General features: G+C 34.0%; 20 protein-coding genes. 8 read left to right on the top strand and 12 right to left on the bottom strand.

The window, feature by feature from the left end; all coding sequences use genetic code 11:
- The first annotated feature begins 62 nt into the window (after positions 1–62).
- The gene (locus HM982_RS11785) at positions 63–1,754 is read left to right on the top strand and encodes an ABC transporter ATP-binding protein (RefSeq protein ID WP_179353433.1); all 1,692 of its coding nucleotides are present in this window, start codon (positions 63–65) and stop codon (positions 1,752–1,754) included.
- Here the strand turns inward: HM982_RS11785 and HM982_RS18625 are convergent.
- The 10 genes from HM982_RS18625 to trhO form a co-directional block, all read right to left on the bottom strand.
- Positions 1,749–1,874, bottom strand: a complete 126-nt coding sequence (locus HM982_RS18625) for a hypothetical protein (protein WP_262886540.1) — start codon at positions 1,872–1,874, stop codon at positions 1,749–1,751. The two genes, HM982_RS11785 and HM982_RS18625, sit on opposite strands and share 6 nt — an antisense overlap.
- Positions 1,875–2,124: 250 nt before the next feature.
- Positions 2,125–2,778, bottom strand: a complete 654-nt coding sequence (locus HM982_RS11780) for a CoA transferase subunit B (RefSeq protein ID WP_179353432.1) — start codon at positions 2,776–2,778, stop codon at positions 2,125–2,127.
- A gap of 2 nt (positions 2,779–2,780) precedes the next feature.
- Positions 2,781–3,482: a CoA transferase subunit A gene (locus HM982_RS11775; RefSeq protein ID WP_179353431.1), complete on the bottom strand. Its 702-nt coding sequence runs from the start codon at positions 3,480–3,482 to the stop codon at positions 2,781–2,783.
- A 90-nt stretch (positions 3,483–3,572) separates the two neighbouring features.
- A complete protein-coding gene (locus HM982_RS11770; protein WP_179353430.1) occupies positions 3,573–5,930 on the bottom strand; it encodes a transglycosylase domain-containing protein in 2,358 nt (785 codons plus the stop codon).
- Between the two features lie 2 nt (positions 5,931–5,932).
- Complete coding sequence (locus HM982_RS11765) at positions 5,933–6,439, bottom strand: gliding motility lipoprotein GldH (RefSeq protein WP_179353429.1); 507 nt, start codon at positions 6,437–6,439, stop codon at positions 5,933–5,935.
- Complete coding sequence (locus tag HM982_RS11760; protein ID WP_179353428.1) at positions 6,423–7,670, bottom strand: PSP1 domain-containing protein; 1,248 nt, start codon at positions 7,668–7,670, stop codon at positions 6,423–6,425. The genes HM982_RS11765 and HM982_RS11760 overlap by 17 nt, the downstream gene beginning before the upstream one ends.
- A gap of 288 nt (positions 7,671–7,958) precedes the next feature.
- On the bottom strand, positions 7,959–8,963 hold the full coding sequence (locus HM982_RS11755) for a radical SAM protein (protein ID WP_179353427.1): 1,005 nt from the start codon (positions 8,961–8,963) through the stop codon (positions 7,959–7,961).
- 16 nt (positions 8,964–8,979) lie between these two features.
- On the bottom strand, positions 8,980–9,210 hold the full coding sequence (locus tag HM982_RS11750) for a ferredoxin (protein ID WP_179353426.1): 231 nt from the start codon (positions 9,208–9,210) through the stop codon (positions 8,980–8,982).
- A complete protein-coding gene (locus HM982_RS11745; protein WP_179353425.1) occupies positions 9,210–10,454 on the bottom strand; it encodes a peptidase U32 family protein in 1,245 nt (414 codons plus the stop codon). The genes HM982_RS11750 and HM982_RS11745 overlap by 1 nt, the downstream gene beginning before the upstream one ends.
- A gap of 6 nt (positions 10,455–10,460) precedes the next feature.
- On the bottom strand, positions 10,461–11,534 hold the full coding sequence (trhO, locus tag HM982_RS11740) for an oxygen-dependent tRNA uridine(34) hydroxylase TrhO (protein WP_179353424.1): 1,074 nt from the start codon (positions 11,532–11,534) through the stop codon (positions 10,461–10,463).
- A gap of 450 nt (positions 11,535–11,984) precedes the next feature.
- Between trhO and recA the strand changes: the two genes are divergently transcribed.
- The 6 genes from recA (at position 11,985) to HM982_RS11710 (ending at position 20,162) form a co-directional block, all read left to right on the top strand.
- Entirely contained in the window at positions 11,985–12,989 is a 1,005-nt protein-coding gene (recA, locus tag HM982_RS11735) for a recombinase RecA (protein WP_179353423.1), read from the top strand.
- A gap of 419 nt (positions 12,990–13,408) precedes the next feature.
- Entirely contained in the window at positions 13,409–15,829 is a 2,421-nt protein-coding gene (locus HM982_RS11730; RefSeq protein WP_262886539.1) for a TonB-dependent receptor, read from the top strand.
- 11 nt (positions 15,830–15,840) lie between these two features.
- The gene (locus tag HM982_RS11725) at positions 15,841–17,202 is read left to right on the top strand and encodes a hypothetical protein (protein ID WP_179353422.1); all 1,362 of its coding nucleotides are present in this window, start codon (positions 15,841–15,843) and stop codon (positions 17,200–17,202) included.
- A 329-nt stretch (positions 17,203–17,531) separates the two neighbouring features.
- Positions 17,532–17,951 carry a hypothetical protein gene (locus HM982_RS11720; RefSeq protein WP_179353421.1) on the top strand — a complete coding sequence of 140 codons (420 nt, stop codon included), beginning with the start codon at positions 17,532–17,534 and terminating at the stop codon, positions 17,949–17,951.
- Between the two features lie 51 nt (positions 17,952–18,002).
- Positions 18,003–18,548, top strand: coding sequence for an RNA polymerase sigma factor (locus tag HM982_RS11715; protein WP_179353420.1), 546 nt, complete (start codon positions 18,003–18,005; stop codon positions 18,546–18,548).
- Positions 18,549–18,551: 3 nt separating this feature from the next.
- Entirely contained in the window at positions 18,552–20,162 is a 1,611-nt protein-coding gene (locus HM982_RS11710; protein WP_179353419.1) for a hypothetical protein, read from the top strand.
- 63 nt (positions 20,163–20,225) lie between these two features.
- Here HM982_RS11710 and HM982_RS11705 read toward each other — a convergent pair whose 3' ends face one another.
- Entirely contained in the window at positions 20,226–20,981 is a 756-nt protein-coding gene (locus HM982_RS11705) for a lysophospholipid acyltransferase family protein (protein ID WP_179353418.1), read from the bottom strand.
- A 124-nt stretch (positions 20,982–21,105) separates the two neighbouring features.
- On the opposite strand from HM982_RS11705, the gene trpS reads away from it, so the two are divergent.
- Positions 21,106–22,074 (top strand): tryptophan--tRNA ligase, encoded by a 969-nt coding sequence (gene trpS, locus HM982_RS11700; protein WP_179353498.1) that lies wholly within the window; start codon positions 21,106–21,108, stop codon positions 22,072–22,074.
- Positions 22,075–22,158: 84 nt separating this feature from the next.
- Here the strand turns inward: trpS and HM982_RS11695 are convergent, their stop codons facing one another.
- Entirely contained in the window at positions 22,159–25,464 is a 3,306-nt protein-coding gene (locus tag HM982_RS11695) for a T9SS type A sorting domain-containing protein (protein WP_179353417.1), read from the bottom strand.
- Between the last annotated feature and the right edge of the window lie 333 nt (positions 25,465–25,797).

Below are 25,797 nucleotides of genomic sequence, written 5' to 3'. Positions count from 1 at the left end.
GCCTATTGTTTAGAGTTACGGTTTTACCACAGTACTATTGAAGAAATTAACTACATTTACGTATGGCAAATGAAAAATTACTAGATGTTAAAGGGTTACGTATCTCCTTTTATAAAGACCAAATAGAAAATGAAATCATTAAAAATATTTCCTTTTCTATTTACCCAAATGAAATTGTAGCTGTTGTAGGAGAATCTGGCTCCGGAAAGTCAATATCATCATTGGCTTTAATGGGATTATTACCCAAGCAAATTTCAAAAATCACATCAGGTTCAATATTTTTTGAAGGTGAAAATTTAATAGACAAATCTGAAAAAGAATTTCAATCATTAAGAGGAAAAGAAATCGCTATGATTTTTCAGGAACCTATGAGTTCTTTAAATCCGTCTATGCGTTGCGGCAGACAAGTTGAAGAAATCTTAAAACAACATTTTAAATTATCTACTTCGGCATTAAAATCTGAAGTATTGAGCCTCTTTGAAAAAGTAAAACTGCCCAAACCCGAACGGATTTATAAAGCTTACCCTCATGAAATTTCAGGAGGTCAAAAACAACGGGTTATGATAGCCATGGCCATTGCTTGCAAACCCAAATTACTCATTGCTGATGAGCCTACTACAGCTTTGGATGTTACTGTACAAAAAGAGATTTTAGAGCTGCTTAAAACGATTCAAATCGAAACAAAAATGAGTGTACTTTTTATATCTCATGATTTGTCTCTAGTGTCTGAGTTAGCCGACCGCGTACTTGTAATGTATAAGGGTGAAATTGTTGAACAAGATACCACTGAAACTATATTTAAACACCCAAAAAACAACTATACCAAAGCCTTAATTGGCGCACGACCTTCAACTGATTTTAGATTGGCGCAACTCCCAACCATTTCAGATTTTATGACAGATAGTGTTAATAAGGCTATTGTTACCGATGCTGACCGTACTGAAAATCATAAAAAATTATATGCGCAAACGCCGTTATTAGAAGTCGTTGACGTAGAAAAATCATACCTCTCTAAAACAGGTTGGTTTTCTAAACCCGAAACATTTAATGCAGTAGACGGTGTAAGCTTTAAAGTATATCCCGGAGAAACTTTAGGCTTAGTTGGGGAATCTGGTTGTGGAAAATCGACCTTAGGAAATGCTATTTTACAGTTAGACAAAGCCACAAATGGACAAATTTTATACAAAGGAAAAGATATCACTAATTTAAAGACGTCGGAGATGCGAGCCTTACGAAAGGATATACAAATTATATTTCAAGATCCATTTGCGTCTTTAAATCCACGATTAACAGTTGGTAATGCTATTTTAGAACCCATGAAAGTTCATAAAATTGGTACTTCTAATAAAGTCCGAAAAGAAAAAGTCATAGCTATCTTAGAGAAAGTAGGCTTAGATGCTTCTGCATTTGATCGTTATCCACATGAGTTTTCAGGAGGACAACGGCAACGTGTAGGTATTGCAAGAACAATTGCACTAGAACCTCAGCTAATTATCTGTGACGAATCTGTTTCGGCATTAGATATTTCGGTACAAGCACAGGTTTTAAATCTATTAAATACGTTGAAAGCCCAATTCGGATTTACCTATATATTTATTTCACACGATTTAGCCGTGGTAAAATATATGGCTGATCAGTTGCTTGTTATGAATAAGGGTAAAATTGAGGAAATTGGAGATGCAGATATAATTTATACATCTCCGAAACAAGATTATACAAAAAAGTTGATTCATGCCATCCCTAAAGGATTATAGCATGAATACTTTTTTTGCTAATTTAAAGACATCTGATACTAACTCAATGGTGTTTTCTAAAATTGAAAATTCATAATTTTCATTTAAAGTAGGTTCTGGTAGATTTGATTTAGTTTTCATAAGCGGTAATTCTTGGTAGATTTGGGGCAAAAAGGTAATTCTCGTTTTATGTTTAAATCAGATTTATAAATTAGTATTATTTGTGACTGCAATATGAAACTTATTTCTAATAAATCAGTTCAAATACAATGTAAATCGATGAAATACGTATTTTTTTAACATTTAACATCTTGTATTAAGATTTTACGCACAAAAAAAACCGCTAATTAATAGCGGAATAAATTTTAAACTCTTACGTTTTTAAAACTTTTTAAATACGCATTTCTGGAATATCACCCTCAATAATTAAATGACCCTCGGTAGCTTTTTTAATGTCCTCTACAGAAACTCCTGGTGCACGTTCTAAAAGCTTAAACCCTTTTGTTGTTACTTCTATAACCGCCATGTTTGTTACAATTTTCTTCACACAACCTACACCAGTTAACGGTAAAGAGCAGTTTTTCAACAACTTAGAGTCACCTGCTCTATTAGTATGCATCATGGCTACTATAATATTTTCTGCGCTAGCCACTAAATCCATAGCTCCTCCCATACCTTTAACCATTTTCCCTGGAATTTTCCAATTAGCAATATCACCATTTTCTGACACTTCCATCGCTCCAAGTATAGTTAAATCAACATGTTGCCCTCTAATCATTGCAAAACTCGTTGCCGAATCAAAAAAAGAAGCACCTGGCAAAGTTGTAATTGTTTGCTTACCAGCGTTAATAATATCAGCATCCTCTTCACCTTCAAAAGGAAATGGTCCCATCCCCAGAACGCCATTTTCACTTTGAAATTCGACTTCGATATCATCTCTTACAAAATTGGCAACTAAGGTCGGAATACCTATGCCTAAGTTCACATAATAGCCGTCTTTTACTTCTTTGGCGATACGTTTCGCAATTCCGTTTTTATCTAACATAACTATGCTTTTTGTCTAACTGTTAATTGTTCTATTCGTTTTTCATAGGTTTCACCTTGAAAAATACGCTGTACAAAAATACCAGGAATATGGATTTGGTTAGGATCTAATGTACCTACTGGAACTAATTCTTCAACCTCAACTACAGTAATTTTAGCAGCGCCACACATATTAGGGTTAAAATTTCGAGCGGTACCTTTAAAGATTAAATTCCCTGCAGCATCGCCTTTCCATGCTTTTACAAAAGCAAAATCAGCTTTAAAGGCATGTTCTAAAACATACATTTTCCCATCAAATTCGCGTGTTTCTTTACCTTCTGCGACTTCGGTTCCGTAACCCGCAGGTGTATATATGGCGGGAAATCCAGCTTGTGCAGCTCTACAACGTTCGGCCAGAGTGCCTTGAGGAATTAATTCAACATCTAGTTCGCCAGAAAGCATTTGACGTTCAAATTCATCATTCTCGCCAACATAAGATGAGACCATCTTTTTAATCTGCTTTTGATGCAAGAGCAAACCTAAGCCAAAATCATCGACGCCTGCATTATTAGAAATACAGGTTAGACCTTTAATATTACGTTTTACAAGCGCGGCAATAGCATTTTCTGGAATACCAGAAAGCCCAAAACCACCAAACATAAAGGTCATATTATCAGCTACACCCTGAAGTGCTTCAGAAATATTTGCCACTTTTTTATTAATCATACCTTGAGGAGTTTTCTTTTAAAAATACAAAACTAAGTCCAAAAGGTACGATTTAAAATGCTAAAATAGAAGTGAGATTATATGCTGTTTTTAGAAATCAAATTCAATTACATCTTCTGGATCTTGATTTCCACCAAGATCACCTTCACCTGTAACTTTGCAATCAATGTTAATTTTTAAATCAGCAGGCTCTTCAAATTCTTCCTTAGATATGTTTAAGGTTTCATCTTCATAACAGGCTTTCATGTATAAGCCCCAAATTGGTAAGGCTACAGAAGCACCTTGTCCATAAGTAATGGTTCTAAAGTGTGCCGCTCTATCTTCTGCACCAACCCAAACGCCAGTGACTAAGTTGGGCACCATGCCCATAAACCAACCATCACTTTGGTTTTGTGTGGTTCCTGTTTTTCCTGCAATAGGGTTTTGTAAATCATAAGGGTAACCGGTCATAATCTCCCTATACATCGTATTGTATTTATCCACACCTTTTGATCGTAAACGACCGCCTGATGAACCTGCTTTTGTAACCCCTTCCATAAGATTTACAGTGACATAAGCCACTTCTTCACTTAATACATCCTTACTTTCTGGTGCAACCTGATATAATACAGTTCCGTTTTTATCCTCAATACGCGTAATCATAACAGGCTTGTTATAAACCCCTTTATTAGCAAAGGTAGAATAAGCCGCTACCATTTCGTAGACGCTAATATCTGGTGTTCCTAAGGCAATAGCTGGAACCGGTAAAATATCTGAAGTAACACCTAATTTTTGAGCCATTTCTACTACAGGTTGTGGCCCAATCTCATTCATTAAACGAGCGGTTACCGTATTGGTAGAACTCGCTAAAGCATCCTTTAAAGTTTGCTTACCCGAATAATTACCATCAGAGTTTTTAGTCGTCCATGGTTCTGGATTACCGTATTTATTAGCTGCAATAGTAATTTGTGTTCTTGGGAATGAATCGCAAGGGGATAACTGTAACTGATCGATTGCTGTAGCATACACAAAAGGTTTAAATGTTGACCCCACTTGGCGTCTTCCCTGCTTTACCATATCATACTGAAAGTGTCTGTAGTTCATACCACCAACCCATGCTTTTACATGCCCCGTTAATGGATCCATAGACATCATTCCTGGACGTAAAAACGATTTGTAATAACGCATAGAATCCATAGGTTTCATCACCGTATCTACTTCTCCTGCTTTACCATCGATCCATTTAAAAACTCTCATTTCTGTTGGCTCATGAAACGAAGCTTCAATTTCTTTGTCTGATTTACCTTGATTTTTTAAGATTCTCCAACGCTCACCACGACGCATACCGTTATTCATTAAGGTATTAATTTCAGACTGGCTCAATTCTAAAAATGGGGCTGTTTTATTACGGTCTGGTGTATTTTGGTTATCGAATTCGGCTTGTAATCTTGGCATGTGCTGCGCAATAGCATCCTCAGCATATTGCTGCATACGTGAATCAATGGTGGTGAAGATTTTTAAACCATCGCTATACAAATCATATTTGCTGCCATCTGGTTTTCTGTTTTCTTCTTTATTGGCCCATTCTTTCATGAAACCGCGTAAATATTCTCTAAAATAAGTCGCAATCCCCTCACGGTGATTTTCTGGAGAATAATCTAAGTCTAATGCTGTTTTTTGAAGTGAATCTTTAACCTTATCAGTTATAAATTCATACTTATTCATTTGAGATAAAACAACATTCCGCCTGTTTCTTGTTCCTATAGGGTTTTTGTGATCTCTTGGGTTATAGAGTGAAGGGTTTTTTAGCATCCCAACCAACATGGCAGACTCTTTAATATCAAGATCTATTGGTTCTTTTCCAAAATATATTCTTGAAGCAGAACGAATACCATCAGCATCGTTAACAAAATCAACAATATTTAAGTACATGGCTATAATCTCCTCCTTGGTATATTGGCGTTCTAAACGGATAGCAATAACCCATTCTTTCACCTTTTGAAAAAGACGTTCAATCTTGTTAGCAGACACTTGTTTTGTAAACAAATTCTTTGCTAATTGCTGAGATATTGTACTGGCTCCACCTCCGCTTCCAAGCTTAAATATTGCTCTAAGTGTACCTCTACCGTCTATACCAGAATGGTCGTAATAACGCACATCTTCTGTGGCAATTAGGGCTTCTATTATATTTTTTGGCAAATCTTCATAACCAATTGGTGTTCTATTATCATCAAAATAAAACTTACCTAAAGTTTCTATATCTGAAGAAATGATTTCTGAAGCTAAATTGGTATCAGGATTTTCTAAACGTGTATGATCGGGCATTTCACCTAGAAATCCCCATGAAGCGAATAAAAATAGAAATACAAAAGCTGTGATACCACTTAAAAATAAGATCCAAAACCAACGTACGTATTTTGAAAAATCTAAAGTTTCTGATTTAGATTTCGTTGTTTTCTTTTTTGCCATAATTACTCCTTTTGAGCTTGTTCTACTCTAAAACCAATATCTGTTATACCTTCTAAATTTTCTACACCATTAACGTCACCATTATTCCGCATTGCATGCTGGATATTGACGAGATAATTACCTTCTTCATCAAACTTAAATGGTTCTTTGTAGCCTCTAAACCATAATTTATTTTCTTTTACATCAGAAAATCCTGTGCCTAACAACTCACCATTAGGTGCTGCCATTCGATACTCTAAAGTATCTTTTACAGCTTTTCCGTTGGGGTAATTTAATTCAACAATAAGAAATAAGTTACTAAATTTATAGGCGTTTGTATTTCTTAAATTAACGTACAAATTATAATTTTCTAAGGTATCAGGTGCTTGAAAATTAAATTGGGAAATCGAGTCTTTATGCCATTGGTTGGGTACAGGGTTGTACTGATCAAAAACAGCGTTTGAATCACAACTTGTGACTAAAAAACAACCGATTACAGCCAAAAATAATCCACTAATTTTTCTTAGCATTGGTATTAGATTTTGATTTTTGATTGCGATTACGATTGCGATTTTGAGTTTTGTTATTGTTGTTCTTATTATTGTTGTTGTTTCGATTTCGCTTATTTCTATTATTCTTATTGTTTTTACGTTTCTTATTCGATTTTGGATTATCGAAACGCGTTAAGCTATCTTGTCCTACAACGTTTTCAAATTCATTTTTAGTATCTGAAATGTGTTCAGCGGCATACTCTTCAAGGCTTGCTACTTTTTCTCTCTTTTTATTTTTTGCAATAATTTCATTAGCTTGATCAGTAGTAATCACGTGCCAATTCATCCATTCGCCTTCATAAGCATACCACATAAGACCTTTAAAAATGTCGGTCTTTTGGCATACGGCATTTCCTTTTTCGGTATATAATTTTACATCTGATTTAGGGAAGGCTTTTAAGGCATCTAAATACGCATCTAATTCATAGTTAAGACAACATTTTAACTTACCACATTGACCTGCAAGTTTTAGCGGATTTAAAGACAATTGTTGGTAGCGTGCTGCCGATGTACTTACCGATCTAAAATCGGTTAGCCATGTAGAACAACACAACTCTCTACCACAAGACCCAATACCACCAAGTCTTGCTGCTTCTTGTCTAAAGCCTACTTGTTTCATTTCAATACGCGTTCTAAATTCGCGGGCAAAGACTTTAATCAATTCTCTAAAGTCTACACGTTCTTCTGCTGTATAGTAAAACGTAGCTTTACTGGCATCGCCTTGAAATTCGATATCTGAAATTTTCATTTTCAGATTTAAATCAATTGCAAATTGACGTGCTTTCACCTTCATGGGCTCTTCGCGGTCTCTGGCTTCAGACCAAACATCAATATCTTTTTGAGAGGCTTTTCTATATATTTTTAAGACGTTTTCGCTGTCGTCGAGTCTTACTTTTTTGCGTTTCATTTGTATACTTACCAGCTCGCCAGTAAGCGTAACCATACCAATATCATGACCAGACTTTGCCTGTGTTGCCACAATGTCTCCAATGCTTAATGTTAGATTTTCTGTATTTTTATAATAGTGTTTTCTGCCATTTTTAAAACGTACTTCGACACCAATAAAGGGTTCTTGTCCGTTAGGAAGCGACATATTAGCTAACCAATCAAAAACAGTGAGTTTATTGCAACTATCTGTGCCACAAGTCCCGTTGTTTTTGCATCCTTTTGGTTGGCCATCTTTACCAGTTGAGCAACTGTTACAAGCCATAAAAATTTTATATATTAAAATCTAAATTTTAAACTCATTTGAACGTTTTCTAATTGCTATAAAAATGTTCTTTAAGCGTCAATAAAAAAATTTGATGAATTTGATTTAAAAAATCTAGATATAGGATTCATAAATAATTAATGAGTAAAGATAATATTATTTCCTGAGTTTACTAGATTCTGACGTGTTAATGCGACATTACAGTCGTTTAATTCTACTTAAAACACATCAAAAAATACGTTGAAATCGCTTTAATTATTCAATTATTTTCAATCTATTTGGTGGAATTTATGAGAATTCAATCTCATAATTCAATTTATTTGAAAGTGATTTCATGGTTTTTTTAGATCGAAAAACATTCGCTAGTAATTCGCTACTCCAGCCGATTTTTTTAGAATACTCATTAAAACTTTCTTCGCGCCAATTAAAGCCGTCTTTCCAAAATTTCTTAGGTGAAATATAACAGAAGGTATAATCGAAAATAAAACTCGATTGGTTTTCTGAATTCAACGTTGTAATGGATTGGGGCGCCATGAGAATAACACCATTCTTAGCACAGGTTTCTCTTATTGATTTAATAAGCCCTGGATAATCCTTAGCTAAGGAAGAAATATCAAAATCATTATATTCTGTATTTCCTATTTTTTGTATTGGACGAATTTGAAGAATATCGAAACTCTTAGCATCAAAATGATTAAAAAATTCACTGAGCTCGTAAAAATTATCTTTATTAAAGGTGTAATTTATTCTGACTTTGAAGTCATAATTTTCTTTCAATTTTTTAAACGTATTGAAAACACTATGAAACTTGTCATAGTTGGCTTTTTTCATAAAGCCTTCATAACTTTCTTTTGTGACGCCATGTAAGGAAATTGTAAATTCGTTTAAACCAGCTTTTAAAAGCGCTTCAATCTTTTCTTCCGTTAACAAATTAGCATTGGTTGTAATTGAAATATAAGGCACTTTATATTCTTTACCCAAGGCTACAATACGCACTAAGTTTTTATACAATGTTGGCTCTGTGCCACAACCGATTTGAAGTTTTAATGCACGACTAAAAATAGATTTTGCTACGACATCTAAATCTTCATCTTTAAATTGTCCTTTGAGGGTTTTAAGATAATCTGCATCCGTAAAATAACACATCTTACAACGTAAATTACAAGCTAGAACAGGATCTAAATTAACGGCTAAATAACGCTTATTAAATTTATGCAACAGAAAAAGACCAAAGAATTTAATTCTATGACTTTTAATTTTTCTGTTTAAACTTAATAGTTTGTAAATATTCATTCTTAAATCGCTTTTATCAATTAACTTTTACGCTGATAATTTTAACCGGACAGGCTTTTGATGCATTTTCACATGCCTCTAAAATACCATAATCGTTAGATTTTAAGGTGTAAAATCCTTTTTTTTCTTTGGTATTAATCAATACGGTTTTTCCATCTTTCTTGGACATTTGAAATTGATTAGGTGCCATCTCCACACAGTAATTGCAGCCAATACATTTTTTTCGTTGTAAAGTAACAATAACCATTAGGCTTCTACTTTATTTTCTACAATTTTATAAAGCCTATCTGATGGTCTAATTCTAAATTCTACTGGAATAGTTACTAAATCGCCTTTAGTCCCTTTATCAGTTTTTACATCGTTAACCATCATTTCTTTAACATCCATTTCTTTAGCGCCTGTAGTTGGCCCAGTGATTAAAATGGTATCACCAACTGCAACATCAAAAGCTTCAATTTTAAATTCTCCTATGTTTGCTTTAGGGTAAAAATGCGTACCTTTTCCTAAATACACTTTCTTTTGTACTGCGTGAGATCCTGAACCTGTACTCCATTCTCCCAATTTTTGACCTAAATAATAACCGCTCCAAAACCCACGATTATAGACTTTTTCTAGGTCTTGCATCCACGAAATGACTTTATCTTTATTATAAGTTCCATTTTCAACACTATCAATAGCGTCACGATAGCATTTTATCACTTTAGCGACGTATTCTGGTGCTCTACCACGACCTTCAATTTTTAAAACTTTAACTCCGGCATCTGCAATTTCATCTAAAAAATCGATGGTACACAAATCCTTAGGAGACATAATATATTCATTATCGAGCTCCATTTCAAAACCAGTTTCCTGATCTATCACCGTATATTTTTTTCTGCAATTTTGTTTACAAGCACCTCTATTTGCTGAAGAGTTATGCGAATGTAAACTCAAATAACACTTCCCAGAAACCGCCATACATAACGCACCATGTCCAAATATTTCAATTTCGACCAATCGCCCTGAAGGCCCCTTTATTTGTTCCTTTTCAATTTGTGCTGTAATGTGTTTTACTTGGCGCAAACTCAACTCTCTACTTAATACCATGGTATCTGCGAATAGCGCATAAAACTTAACGGTTTCTATATTGGTGATATTAATTTGCGTGGAAATATGTACTTCTATACCGTGTTCTCTAGCAACAGCAATTACTGCCTGATCCATAGCAATGACCGCCGTAACACTAGCTGCTTTTGCTTTTTTAATTAAGGTTTTAACGATGGATAAATCGTGATCGTAAATTATAGTATTTAAAGTAAGGTAGGTTCTTACATTATTAGCTTCGCAGCGATTAACAATTTCAGGTAAATCATCTAATGTGAAATTAATTGAAGCTCGGGCCCTCATATTGAGTTGCTCCACGCCAAAATACACCGAATCAGCACCATTATCTAAAGCCGCCTGCAAGGATTCAAAATTTCCAGCAGGTGCCATTAATTCTATCTTTTGCATAAGGTTTTAGATTTTATCGGTTTTTAACGTCTCAAAAATGTTACGCAAGTCCTTTTTATAGGGTAAGTGATCCGCTCTTCCTTTTTTGAAAATATCGTTGCTATTCCCCTGCCCTTTTCGAAGTGCTTTTTGTTCTTCGTAAGGCAAACGGTTGATTTCCATGCAGCTTGTAGAACAGCAATTTTCCATTTTTTCTTTACAGGAATCACACTGAATGAACAGTAAGTGGCAAGCTTCGTTAGCACAATTGGTATGCAAATCTGCGGGCTCTCCACATTGATGACAATGCGCAATAACATCATCACTGATACGTTCGGATCGGCGCTGATCGAACACAAAGTTTTTACCTAGAAATTTATTTTCTAAGCCTTCCGCTTCAATCTGCCTGACGTAATTAATAATGCCACCTTCAAGCTGAAATACATTTTTAAAACCCTTGTGTTTATAGTAGGCGCTCGCTTTTTCACATCGAATACCTCCCGTACAATACATCACTAATTTTTTGTCCTCCTTATGTGCTCTTAAATCTTCTTCAATTAAATCTAAAGACTCTCTAAAGGTATCCACATCTGGTGTTACCGCATTTTTAAAATGACCAATTTCACTTTCGTAATGGTTTCGCATATCTACCAAAACCGTGTTTGGATCTTCAATAAGTTCGTTAAACTTTTCGGCATTAACGTGCACACCTTTATTGGTAACATCAAAAGACGTATCGTTTAATCCGTCTGCCACGATTTTGTTTCGGACTTTTACTTTCAACTTTAAAAAAGCAAAATTATCGTGCTCAACAGCAATGTTTAATCTTACATTTTCTAAAAATGAAATGGTATCTAAATGTTTTTTAAATGCTTCAAAATTTTCTGCAGGCACAGATAATTGTGCATTGATGCCTTCGGTTGCCACATAGATTCTTCCAAGGACTTCTAATTGGTCCCAGGCTAGAAACAGGTGATTTCTAAAAATTTCGGTATTGTTAATTTTGGCGTACTTGTAGAAAGAGATGGTTAAGCGTTCTTTTCCCGCTTGTTCAATAAGTTCTGCTCTTTCTTTAGCACTTAAGTTATTGTACAGTTGCATGCTATACTAATTTTTAAGGTTAAAGAATAATGAGTGGCAAAGGTATTACTTTTAGTGAAAACGGAATACTGAAGCACAAAAAAAGCACTCTGAATATCTCAAAGTGCTTTTTAGATTAACATTTTTTACTTAAAACAAATTAAAAAAGTTAATCCGCATTGGCTTTATAGTTACTGAGGTAAAATAAACACTAACTAAAACACCTCATGTTTTGCTTATTAAAAGGGTGTTTTTTTAATTAACCTCGACACAACCTTTTAATCTTTTTCATAGCAATTTTATTCTCTTTTTCATTTAGTAGATGTGAAAAGTGTAAAATGGTTGCGTGCTAAAATTGAAATAATTAAAAATAGCCGTATTTTTGATGCCTAATCTAATAATAATTAGACGTCACTTTTATAGTTCATTAAAACTGTAAAAGTTAACGAGAATTTAAAGAAAAACAGAACTATGAGTAGTGAAAAAGACGCAAAATTAAAAGCTTTAAAATTAACTTTAGACAAGTTAGATAAAGCTTATGGAAAAGGAACAGTAATGAAAATGAGCGATCAAGCTGTGGTAGATGTTGACGCGATATCTTCGGGCTCATTAGGCTTAGATATAGCTTTAGGTGTTGGTGGTTATCCTAGAGGACGTGTTATTGAAATATATGGTCCAGAATCTTCAGGTAAAACAACCTTAACCCTTCATGCTATTGCTGAGGCACAAAAAGCTGGTGGTATTGCTGCATTTATTGATGCAGAGCACGCTTTTGATCGTTTCTACGCTGAAAAATTAGGTGTAGACATCGATAATTTAATTATTTCTCAACCAGATAATGGTGAACAAGCTTTAGAAATTGCTGACAACCTAATTAGATCTGGCGCTATTGATATTGTAGTTGTCGATTCTGTTGCTGCCTTAACACCTAAGAGTGAAATTGAAGGTGAAATGGGAGACTCTAAAATGGGCTTACATGCACGATTAATGTCACAAGCACTAAGAAAACTAACTGCATCTATTAGCAAAACAAATTGTACCGTTATCTTTATTAACCAATTACGTGAAAAAATTGGTGTTATGTTCGGTAATCCTGAAACAACTACAGGTGGTAACGCCTTAAAATTTTACGCTTCAGTTCGTTTAGATATTAGACGTTCTACACAAATTAAAGATAGTGACAGTAACGTAATGGGTAATAAAACCCGAGTTAAAGTTGTTAAAAACAAAGTAGCTCCACCGTTTAGATTGGCAGAGTTTGATATTATGTATGGCGCTGGTATTTCTAAGGTTGGTGAGGTTTTAGACATCGCTGTAGAACACGATATTGTAAAAAAGAGTGGTTCTTGGTTTAGCTATGGCGACACCAAACTTGGACAAGGACGTGATGCTGTAAAAATGTTAATAAAAGACAATCCAGACCTTATGGATGAACTAGAAGAAAAAGTAAGAACATTAATTAATGATGATAAATAAATCATTTATTTGAACACCCAATGTTCTAACAATAAATTTAAAACGCTCTGAAAAATTCAGAGCGTTTTTTTATGTTCATACTATTCACCCCTAAGTTTTAACAAGTCTATTTTTAAAATACTTTGCCGTTTTAACAAAAAAGTTATTTGCTCGTATTCTATTTCAAATTCTACAATTACTATTAAATTAACTTGGTGAAATTCAACTTTCAACAGTATTCTAAATAAGATTATTTTACGAATAAAGCCTAAGTTAATAGGCGTTTTTTCATTCCATATGCAACTAAAGACCCCATAAAACACACATTTCAAACAACTTATATCAGTCTAATATATTGAGTCCTTGAAAGCAAAAAAATAACCACTCCTTTATTTGTATTTAGTCTAAATAAGGTTAAATTTGCCCCAAAAATAGGTCACTTGAATAAATCAACCCTCCTTTTAATTGTATTAAGTTTCAGCTTTAGTCTTGTAGCGCAAACAGGCCGTGTATCTGGCTATATAATGTTTGACGATAATCAACCTTCATTAGGAGTCTCTGTCATTATTGAAAATGAATCTTTAACAAAAGAAACCTCAGCAGGTGTTAATGGTGAGTTTAGCTTTAAAGATATTCCTTATGGTAATTACACCCTTAAAGTGTATTCTATTAATGCTAAAAGTGTCACAAAACCTATCACATTAGATTCCGATTCTAAAACTGTGACAATAATTTTAGAATTAACCGACCATCAAGACTTAGAGGAAGTTTTAATAAGAACAAAAACTGAAAAACGAAAAATAGAAGACCAAGGTTTTGCTGTTAACGTTGTTGAAACTAAAGAAATTAGTCAAAGAAACATTCAGGTTAACGAAATATTAAACACAACGGTAGGTGTTAAAATACGTCAGAATGGTGGTTTAGGCTCTAATGCAGAATACAGTTTAAACGGTTTATCTGGTAGTGCTGTACGTATTTTCATAGATGGAATTCCGATTTCTATGTATGGCTCATCATTCAACCTCAATAGTATTCCGCCATCGATGATTAAAAATATTGAAGTCTATAAAGGTGTTGTCCCCGGACACTTAGCAGACGATGCTTTAGGAGGCGCTATCAATATTGTACTTGAAAAAAGTATAAAAAACAGCTTAAATGCTTCGGTCTCCTATGGTTCATTCAATACATTTCAAGCCAGTGTAAATGCGCTATATCGTTTTGAAGAATCTGGACTAACGATTAAAGCTAATGGTTTCCATAATTATTCAGATAACGATTATGAAGTTTCAGGAAGAAGTGTTGTGGTTACCGGTCTTGGTGGTGTGCAAACACCCGTTACTGCAAAACGGTTTAACGACGCCTACCGATCAACTGGTGGTATGGCCCAAATTGGTTTTACCGATGTAAAATGGGCCGATCAATTTTTTGTTGGTGTAACAGGTTCTGATGATTATAAAGAAGTTCAGCATGGTGCTTTTATGACCATTACGCCCTATTATGGACGGTTTTTAGAATCAGACGCTTTATTAGGAACATTAAATTACCAAAAGAAAGACTTATTTACTAAAGGACTAGACGTTACAGTCAATGGTTTATATGGAAATAGAAACCGAGTTGTAAATGACACCGTCGCTTGGGCTTACAGCTGGAGCGGAGAAAGAGCAATCGATTTTAGAGGAGACGAATACCAATACACATGGGGCTCTCAACAAGAAGGAGGGCCAACATTGGCAACTATTAAACGAAAAGTTTCTTCTATTAGAACCGGCGTATCTTACGCTATAAATAATAACCATAAAATTTTAGTAAACCATGTTTATAGTGGTATAGATAGAGAAGATAATGATGCTTTAAAATCCTTATTAGCAAACACCTTTACAGGAACAAGAGATTTGTATAAAAACATCTTTTCTTTAACCTATGAATTAAATGCTTTTGAAAACAAATTAAAAGCTAATGTATTCGGGAAATATTATCATCAAAAAACAGTTAGTATAGACCCAACCATCGGCACAGATAGCAATGGAAACAGTATAATTGTAGATGAAATTGTAAACAGTAACAACAAACACGAGGGTTATGGATTTGCAGGCTCATATGCAATAACGCCCGAAATAACACTGTTAACCTCAGCAGAAAGAGCCATAAGATTACCTAATGAAACCGAAGTCTTTGGTAATGATGGTGACAATGTTGTGGCCAACCCAAATATTAAACCAGAGCTTAGTGACAATTTTAATTTAGGTTTTAGGTTTGGAAGCTTCCAAATTAAAAAACACGAATTCGCTATTTCCACCAACCTATTTACACGAAATATTACAGATAGAATTGGTTTACCGATAGAAACCTCATTAAATGTAAATGACGAATTAATATTATATGTTAACCAAGGAAATGCAAAATCTAAAGGAATAGACGCACAACTAAATTATACCTATAACAACAATTTGGGACTTAATTTTAACGTCTCTCATTTCGATTTAACAACCGAAACTGCAAACGGCACAGAAATCGCTATTCCAAACACACCATTTCTAACCATGAATGGAAGTTTGCGCTATTCATTTAAAGATTTAATTCAAAAAAAATCAACTTTAAACGTTTTCTATACCACATATTTTACGGATGAGTTCTCATATTTAGTTCCTCAAGGATCAAACACTGTTGGTGATGATTTTTTTAAAGTCCCACAGCAATTAACACAAGACTTTGGGCTTAGCTACACCTTTCCAAACCAACAATTAATTATGAGCTTTGACATTAAAAACATTTTTGACAAACCCGTATATGATAACCTATCCGTACAAAAGCCAGGACGTGCTTTTTATTTAAAACTAAATTATTTCATTAAAAATTTCTAAAATCAATATACATGAAAATTCAATATTCAAACTTTAAAATTTTTGCTTTCAGCGCATTATTATTAGCATTTAACTGTAGTGATGACGATATAAACACGGCACCAGACGGAGGTGGTACGCTTGAAGAAGGTACTAGATGGATTACCGTTGCAGCAGCCAGAATGGGAGAAGAAGCCGGAGACGGTAATGGCGGAACATTAATTTATTCAATAAATAGTGATGATGCAAAGGACCCAACAGTATCAATAGAACCTTTTGAAAATGGTTTTATTGCCCCTTCTAACAGAACTGCCAGATTACAATCTTCTGAAGATGGTAATACTATTTTTAATATTAGCTATGCCGGAGAAACAGGTGGTAATTACACCAAATACACTGTAGAAGGCGGACAAAATTTTACGCCTACTGGTTCTGAAATTAGTATTGCTCCTTATGTGGGAACTGCTCCAAGATGGATTAAATTATTTGACGGTGACCAAACAGGATCAGCAGTTTACGTAAATACAGAAGATCAGTTAAACGACAACGGGACACCAGAAGATGAAACTGATGATTTTTACAGCTATACAGAAGCTAAAATTGGTGTTGTTACGTTAGATTTAGTTAACTCTTCAATTAATGAATTTGAGGAACACGTCGTACGTTTAACTCCAGAAGAAGAAGCTTTAGGCTATTATATTTCTAGAATTGATATGCCAACCTTAAATGAAGCTGGAGATAAGTTATACATCGGTGCACGTTTAAGTAAAATAAACCCTGCTACCTTAGAAAGTGATAGTGATTATGAGATTTTAGGCTCTAAAACAATCGTATTAGATTACCCATCTTTATTAAACCCAACCGTGATAACTTCTACTGTAGGATACGGTAACACTAACGGATACCGTAGCATCAACGCTTTTGAATACAACGGTAGTGTTTATCAAGCCAACCAAAGTGATCCTAATGGTTCTCATATTTTAAAAATCGATGCAGATAATGAATATGATAATACTTACGACTTTAGCTTAGATGACGCTTTAGGTACTCAAGATGCTTATATTCTTGCATGGAGACCAGCTGCTAACGGAAAAGCTGTAGTCGCTTACCGTGATGCTACCTCAATTGAAGGTGTTGCAGGAGCTCAAGGATTTTTTGCCCTTGTAGATTTAAACGCTAAAACGGCGACAAAAATAACTGGCATCCCATACGATCCTGATTTCTACTTATTCCAATACCAAGGTTTTGTTGTTGACGGAACAGATATCTATTTAACTCAAGCTCCTGTTGGACAAAATGGAAACATTTATATCGTAGATACAGTAACTGGTGACGTAACTGTAGGTGCTGAACTCGTAAATGTAGAAGGAAGTCACTTTATAGGCGTCTTCTAAAATAAAGCGCTATTTTAAAAATTAGCGTATTTCTTTTATACTTTTTAATTCAAATTTTAAAATCCTGAAATTAATTTTTCGGGATTTTTTATTTTATTTCACTAACCCTAGTCACAACTAAACATCGATTTTTTATAGTGAATTGCCTAATTTTTGATAGTCGAAGTTCAAAAATTATTTATAAAAATAAAGTTACATTTACTAAAAGCGACTAGATTACAGACTAAACTATTCAAAAAAAATCCTTCGTAAATCAGGATTTTTTGTGGTTTTAAACGCAACCCTTTTATGTTTTTGACATCTATAAAGTAAAACGATTATATATTATTATGAAAAAATTTGCCCTTTTATCCATTTTATTTATTTCAGTATTTACATCTTGTAATTTAGATGATGTTGATAATAATAATTATTTGGGTACAGAAGTTTTACCCATTGAAAGTGTTGAGATGCCCGAATACTTTGTTATTGGTGAAACTTATGAAATTTTAATAACTTATGAGAGACCTTCTAATTGCTATCAATTCTATACTTTTTTGTATGATATTCATGAAAATGAGCGCACAGTTGCTGTAGTAAATGCAGTTTATGCTAATGATGCATGTGTTGAGGAAACTGAATCTGTTACTGTAAGTTTAGATTTTAGAGTCACAGGAACAGAGACTTATTTATTTAAATTCTATCAAGGTCTAGATGAAAATGGTGAAGAACTTTACTACATTGTAGAAGTACCTGTAGAAGAAGAATAAGTACTTTTTTTATATCAAAAAAAAACGAATTATTAACTAACCCAAGCTAATGTGAGTTTAGACCAACTCATAAAAAATTGTAGTCATCAAGATGCTCAAGCTCAAAGCCAATTATACAAGCTATATGCAAGTAAATTATTTTCGCTTTGTCTTAAGTATTCTAAAAACTATGCTGAAGCAGAAGACAACCTGCATGATGCATTTATTACGATTTTCAGCAAAATAAAACAGTATAAAAACAAAGGTTCTTTTGAAGGTTGGTTAAAACGTATCGCAATTAATACGGCATTACAACGCTACAGAAATGATGTTGGTGTTTACGACATTATTAATGAAGCTAGTATTGAAGATGTTTCTGTTGTTGTTAATGAAACTGATGTAAGTATTGATTTTTTATTGAAAATAATTCAAGAATTACCAAACCGCTACCGATTAATTTTTAATCTGTATGTTTTAGATGGTTATTCGCATGTTGAGATTAGTAAATTGATAAATATCTCAACAGGAACATCAAAATCAAACTTAGCACGCGCTAGAATGATTTTAAAGGAAAAAATAGAAGTTTATAACGCGACACAAAACTCGCAGAGTTTATAACTAATGAATGATAATAAAAACATAGATAGACTTTTTCAGGAAAAGTTTAAAGATTTTGAAAAGGCTCCCGATGATGCCGTTTGGAATCGCATTAATGAAAGTCTTCCCAATAAAAAGAAAAAGCGCAGAGTTATACCATTATGGTGGCAAATTGGTGGCGTTGCAGCTGCTATTGCACTGTTGTTAACTATTAGTGTTTCGGTGTTTAATTCCGAAGAAAATCCGAATCTAAATTTACCGGTTGTTAATACGGATAAAACTGATAATACACCTGAAGATAATAATGCTAAAACTTCGACTAAAAATAATCAAAACCTACGAGATACAATAAAAGATACGACTTCAAAAATTGTAGATTCGAATTCAAATTCAGAAGAAAATTCAAGTTTAGAAATTTCTGAAAATGATTCGTCTCAAAATAAAAATGCTCCAAATCTACTGTCAACTTCAGATAAATTAAATGAAAAATCAGAAGCTGTTGCCACAAGATCAAATTTAAACGAAAAAAGCAAATCTTCTGAAAAACGTCGTAGTCTTTCATCAAATACAAACGATGATGAAAACACTAAGCTTGCTAATCAAACTAAGACATCAAAAACTGATTTACAAGACCATAAAAAATCGACTGTAGATAAAAGCGAACAATCACAATTAGCTTCGCAAACCAAAATTAAATCTACGATTAAAAAGTCCATTGAAGATACGCAAACAGCTATAGTAAAACAGACCACAGCAAAACAAATAACGACCAATTCTACTGATGAAAACGGAGATAAAACAGAGGCTTTAAAAACTGAAAATTCAATTATTGAAATCCCAGAAAAAGATGCTATTGATAATGCTATAGCAGAAAATAACGAACTGATTAATGAAGAAGAGAAAGAAAATAACCCAAGCAGGTGGAGCATTACGCCCAATGTTGCACCTGTTTATTTTAGCTCATTAGGAAAAGGCTCTGCTTTAGATCAGCAATTTAATGACAACTCTAAAAACAGTGATATTAATATGAGTTATGGTATTGTTGGTAGTTATGCTGTTTCTAAAAAATTAAAAATAAGAGCAGGTATTAATCGTGTTAACCTTAATCAAGCCACTTCAGATGTTTTTGCTTTTACAGGAGCACAATCTTTGGTTATTGGCGAAGATGCTCAGTTCAAAAATATTTCATTTAACCACAATGAACAACAGGTCTCACTTATGAGCACTATTACCATGAATAGATTTACGACTCCTGAATTATTTAATACTAAACTAACAGGTAATATTGACCAACAGTTTGGTTTTATTGAAGTGCCTATAGAATTAGAATACCGCTTATCAGATCAAAAATTTGGCATTAATGTCATTGGCGGGTTTAGTACTTTTATATTGAATGAGAATGAAATCTATGCCGATGTTAATGGATCAACCACATTAATTGGAAAAGCTAACAATATTAATAATACTAGTTTTAGTGCCAATTTTGGTTTAGGTATGGATTATAGCCTTTCTCAACAATGGTATATTAATCTCGAACCAACATTTAAGTATCAAATAAATACATTTAATAACACCTCTGGAGATTTCAAACCCTTCTTTATCGGTGTTTATACAGGATTAAACTATAAGTTTTAGGTTAAGTGTTAGGTTATTGCAAAAAGCTATGATGAATGCAATAATAACAAAAGCTACTCTTGGTTAGGGTAGCTTTTTTTTGTTTTTAATACCAGCGTTCAATTCCTCTAAAATTAGAGTCCTCACGTCCTTATTTAAAGTTTTAGTATCGGTTGTCGTTAGTCCAGCTGTAGGAATAAATTTATGAATCTTAGCCCGCATTTTACCTGGACTTCCACTAAAGAATGTATAAGAAAATCGTTTTTTATTATCGTAAAATGTAATCGGAACTACAGGTATTTGATGATTTATAGCCAAACGAAATGCACCATCTTTAAAATTATCTAATATTATATGTTCTTCGGGCACACCACCTTCTGGAAAAATACAAATACTAACCCCTTGTTTTAAGCGGCGTTGCGCTCTTAAAAACACGGCTTGGCGGCTTTTAGCACTACTTCGATCTACCAAAATACAAGTACGCTTATAAAAAAAGCCAAAGAGTGGAATTTTAGTCAGTTCTTGTTTACCTACAAATACAAACGGATTTTTAACCGCCACTAACATTAGCATTATATCTGCCATTGAGGTATGGTTTGCCACAAACATATAACTCTTATTAGGGTCTGGCGTTTGATCTCTTTTAATTTTATAGCCAAAGCCCATACCTATTAAAATAAATTTAGACCATATACGCGCCAATTTAAAGAAGTAAGGGTACCATTGCTCTTTTGCGATAGAAATAATCAACAAAGGAAACAGCACAATGATAGGAATGGCTACTAAAATATAGAACCAAATACGATATAGAAGCCAAAGTGGATACTTTATAATAGACATGGCATCAAAACTAGTTAATTAAATTAAATGCCTACATATAGTTCTACTAAAAAATTTACCTTTGTTTATTATTTTAATACTGAAGTTTAATTTAAAAGAGATACCTGCTGTAGTAGGTAATGTTATGGCTAGAATTTTAACCGGTGTTCAAAGTACAGGTACACCACACTTAGGAAACATTTTAGGAGCTATTTTGCCAGCAATAGAAATGGCAAACGATGCTAAAAACGAATCGTTTTTATTTATTGCAAATTTGCATACACTTACGCAAATTAAAGATGCTGAAGAATTAAGAAACCACACCTATTCTGTCGCAGCAACTTGGCTTGCTTTTGGCTTAGATATAGATAAAACGGTTTTTTATAGACAAAGTGATATTCCACAAGTAACCGAACTCTCTTGGTATTTAAGTTGCTTTTTTCCCTATCAACGTTTAACCTTAGCACATGGCTTTAAGGATAAAGCAGATCGTTTAGAAGATGTTAATTCAGGTTTATTTACCTATCCCATGTTAATGGCTGCAGATATTTTATTGTATGATGCTGAAGTTATTCCAGTAGGAAAAGATCAATTACAACATATTGAAATGACCCGTGATGTCGCGTCTCGTTTTCATGCTAAAATGGGTGAAACTTTTGTATTACCTAAAGGGAAAATCCTAGAAAGCGGTATGCTTATACCAGGAACCGATGGTGAAAAAATGAGTAAAAGTCGTGGCAATTTTATCAATATCTTTTTACCAGACAAAAAACTACGTAAAAAGATAATGTCTATTGAAACCGATAGTACACCATTAGAGGAACCAAAAGACTGGGCCACTTGTAACTGTTTCGCAATCTATAGCTTATTGGCTTCAGATGTGCAAATTGCAGAAATGAAAGCTAATTATGAAGGTGGTAACTACGGTTATGGTCACGCCAAACAAGCACTATATGAATTAGTTGTAGAACGTTTTGCAGAACAACGAGAACGCTATCATTATTATATGAATCACCTAGATGAAGTTGATGCAGCATTAGCCGTTGGCGCAGAAAAAGCTAGACTAGTTGCAGATGATGTTTTAGGACGTGTGAGAGAGAAAGTTGGGTATTAACGCTACGTTTAAGAAAATCATTATAAATAAAAAAAGCCTTCAGTTATCATAGCTGAAGGCTTTTTTTAATACTAAATGCGTCATTTAGTGAATTACTTTCCTCGTAACAACAGCGCCATTATCTAATTTTATAGAAGCGATATATACACCATTAGAAAACGTAAACGGAGAACTAAAATAACTACCGTTGTCACCTACTACATAGTTGGTAATTTGTTTACCACTCATATCATAGATTTCAATTGATTTAATCGTTTGTGAGGACTTTACATATAACATGCTATTATTAATATAGGCAAAAGCATCTGAAGCCGAAACTTCAGTTACAGAAAGTGCAGATGCTGTATACCTAAGTATAAAACGATCATTAAATTCACCCGCTTCACCTGTAAATGTATAGGGCGCTGCTCTTAAATCGTGAATCTCATTAGTATATGTATCTTCAAGGTAAATAGCTTGTTCTTGTTCTTCAAATAAACTTCCTTCTAAATGAGCTATAGCAATAGTATAAATACCCTCTTGTTCTAACTCAAAACCTAAAGGCACTGTATTTGTTTCTACAAATGGTAACGGCAGTCCTTGGATGACTAATTTTTCGTCTTCTGAAATTAAAGAATATAAATTAAAGTCTTCATTATTAGTGTATGCATCATAAAGTCTATCTTTTCCTTCAGTAGCGCCATCTACGTAACCTATTAAAGTACTAATAGCATGGTCATTTTCATTAGATAAGCTTAACCAAACTAATTGTTTTTCTAGCGTAACCATTTCTTCTGAAATACCTCTAAAAAATTGATTATTATCATAAGCAACTATACTATCATGACGCATTGCATTAGTGAAATCAACAGGATACCCACTATCACTATATGGTGCATCATCATCAACTCTTACAAAAAAGGCTTGACCTGAAGCAATCTTACCATTAAATGTGTTTGATGGATCTGGTGTTGAAGTTCCTGTACTATTGAATGTAATATATTGGTCTCCGTAATTTACTCCAAAATCATCGTAAAATGCATCGTCTGCACCTGTAACATCAAACAGACCTGTATCATGCGTCCATATATCTACACGGCCTTCAAGAATTGTATTAGCAGTTAAAAAAGTTTCAGCATCTATCGCTGAAGGGTAAGGGTTACCTATTAAATTCCAACTACTATCATTATAGTCCATTGTGTCATATTCAGATGATTTTTCAACGTTAATACTAAGAGGTCCATTATTTGGTTCTCCATAAAATTCTGTTGTAAAACCACTTAATTGACTATTAGCCACTCTAACAATATAACCTTCTCCAGGAGTCATTATAGTGCTAGCCGCAGACACCCAATTTCCTACACCTGTATCATTATTTGAGGCATTAACATCCCATTGGTATGTTGGTGTGTTAGAAATCCCTGAAATATTAAAGGCTGTTACAGGAGATGCCCAATACACATAATCATATGGATTAATTTCACTCCCACTCAATGCGCGTTTTACTTTAATTTTTCCACTATTTTCAACATCATTAATTTGAATTAAACTGGCATCATCTTCTAAGGTGAAGGTACCTGCATCAACCCCCTGAACAATGACGACTTCATCTCCTTCAACTGTATCTGTTACCTCTATAATTTCTGGTTCTACAGTAATTTCGTTGTAAATAACCATTTTTGATTCTTTGGGCATAATAACGTTAGCCCCTGAGGTTACTCTACAATCACAACCAACTAAATCTTCTACTTCTTCAGATAAACTTGGATAATCTCCAGTAAAAACGAATCCTCTTTCTTTCTCTTCTACCGCGCCATAAGGAGATGACCAACTCGTACCATTCCAATAATAAGGTGTACCACCCTCACTCAAGGTAACAGGTAATATTATTGTACCTCCATTTTCATTAGAAATCTCTACCTTATAAGTTGCTAAATCTGTAGAATTTACACCAGTGATACTAAAAGTTTCACTCGTCTCTCCTGGGATAGCTGAATTATATTTTCGCCATTTATAATCTAACACCAAGTCCGTATCACTTGGGTCTGGTGTTACCATATTTCCATTACCATCATCTATACCTGCAGTGACACTAAAAGTTATATCTGTAGTACCATCAGCTTTACAAACAAACTGAGGTAATATTGGTTCGGCGATAGGTGCTTTTATATCAAAAGCAGATTGGTTGTAAGCAATAAAAGCCATATCTGCAGAACCTCCTGCAACAGAATTTATATTCTCTACAGAACTTAAGTTGCTGCTATCTAAATCAAAATCCTCCAAATTGAAGCCAACAATCTTGATATACCTGTATTCATTATTTCCAAATGTTCTTGATTGCGGGTTTGCGGTATTTATATCTGCACCGCTTGGGAGTGAATATAAATCTAAACCCCATCTTCCCAAATTATTTGTACCATTATGCAAATATAGTTGCACTGGCGTTCCTACTACGTTTCCGAATTCATCAGCATAATAATAGTTATCCCAACTACCTGAATCTGCTATTTGCGTAATAATTAAATCGGGTACTCCATCAGATACAGCACCAACATCACCATTTCCACTAAAAAAACGAATAGAAGCCGATTTATTGTAATTAGTAACACCTGTTCCTAAATCTAAACCATTAACTCCATCTACCATAACCTGAAAAACAGTTAAATCTAAAATATCTGCTGACGTAATGGTAGTACCTTCATTAACAACACCGTCAACCAAATCTCCAGTGGCTATAAAATTGGCACCGTTATTAATAGTCCCCGTAATTCCATTTGTAGAATAGGCTTTAAACACTTCATCACTGTAAGAAAATCCACTAATACCATCAAGAAGGTCGTCATCTACTCCCGTAGAATAATAAACTCCATCATATTCAAAAGCCAATAATTCATGACTATCATTAGGGTAAGTACTTGAATCCCCATATGTATAATCAGTAGAAGACCTCCAGTATCCCTGATTATCATAATTCCAATTGGTAATAATACTTGTTATCTTCTTAAAATACTCAGAGTGACTACTATTAGTTTCATTGTTCTTTTTCAACTTAGCGCCTACATATTCAAATTTCACCTGATTTCCAGGTGCATCGGAACCTTTATAGACATTTTGGTTATTTATTTTTAATGCTTTATTGGTAAGAATTGTGGTATGAACATCTCGAGTAATCTCAAAACTTAACTCCGTACCATCTGGAGTTACCGATACCGTACCAATTGAAACACCATCTATTGAAACGGTGGTAGAACCTGAAAATCCAGAACCAATAACTGTGATTAGACTACTTTTAGTAACACGTGTCGGAAAAACGTCAGTGACCACTATTTGTGAAAAAGACAAAGCACTTATAAAAAGCAAGAGCGTAGCCATTACTTTTTTAGATGAGACGAAGGATAAAATTGCTTTCATAGGTTAAGAATTTAGAATTGATATTAGCAAAAAATCAGTCTTTACTATAAATATCTCTTAAGTGTAATTTAGGGCTTACAGCACAAAGATTGTGCTGTTTATAGAATAATCAAAATAAACTAGTTGACGCGTAGGCAATCTCCTTTGAGATGCAAATTTTAACATTATAATTAACAAAAAAATAATGTTTTAGAGCTAGTAAAAAAAACAGTTAACAAATAACTTTAATGAATTTAGCTGGCGCTACTGTTAATAGACCTTTGGCCTATATTTAGAAATAATCTGAAGAGGTAAAATTAAGGTGTTTCGCATAGTGATATAATGGCACCAACG

This window comes from Winogradskyella vidalii (assembly GCF_013403955.1).
Taxonomy (GTDB): Bacteria; Bacteroidota; Bacteroidia; order Flavobacteriales; family Flavobacteriaceae; genus Winogradskyella; species Winogradskyella vidalii.
The sequence above is the reverse complement of the archived record's forward strand: the minus strand, read 5'-3'. Positions and strand labels throughout refer to the sequence as shown.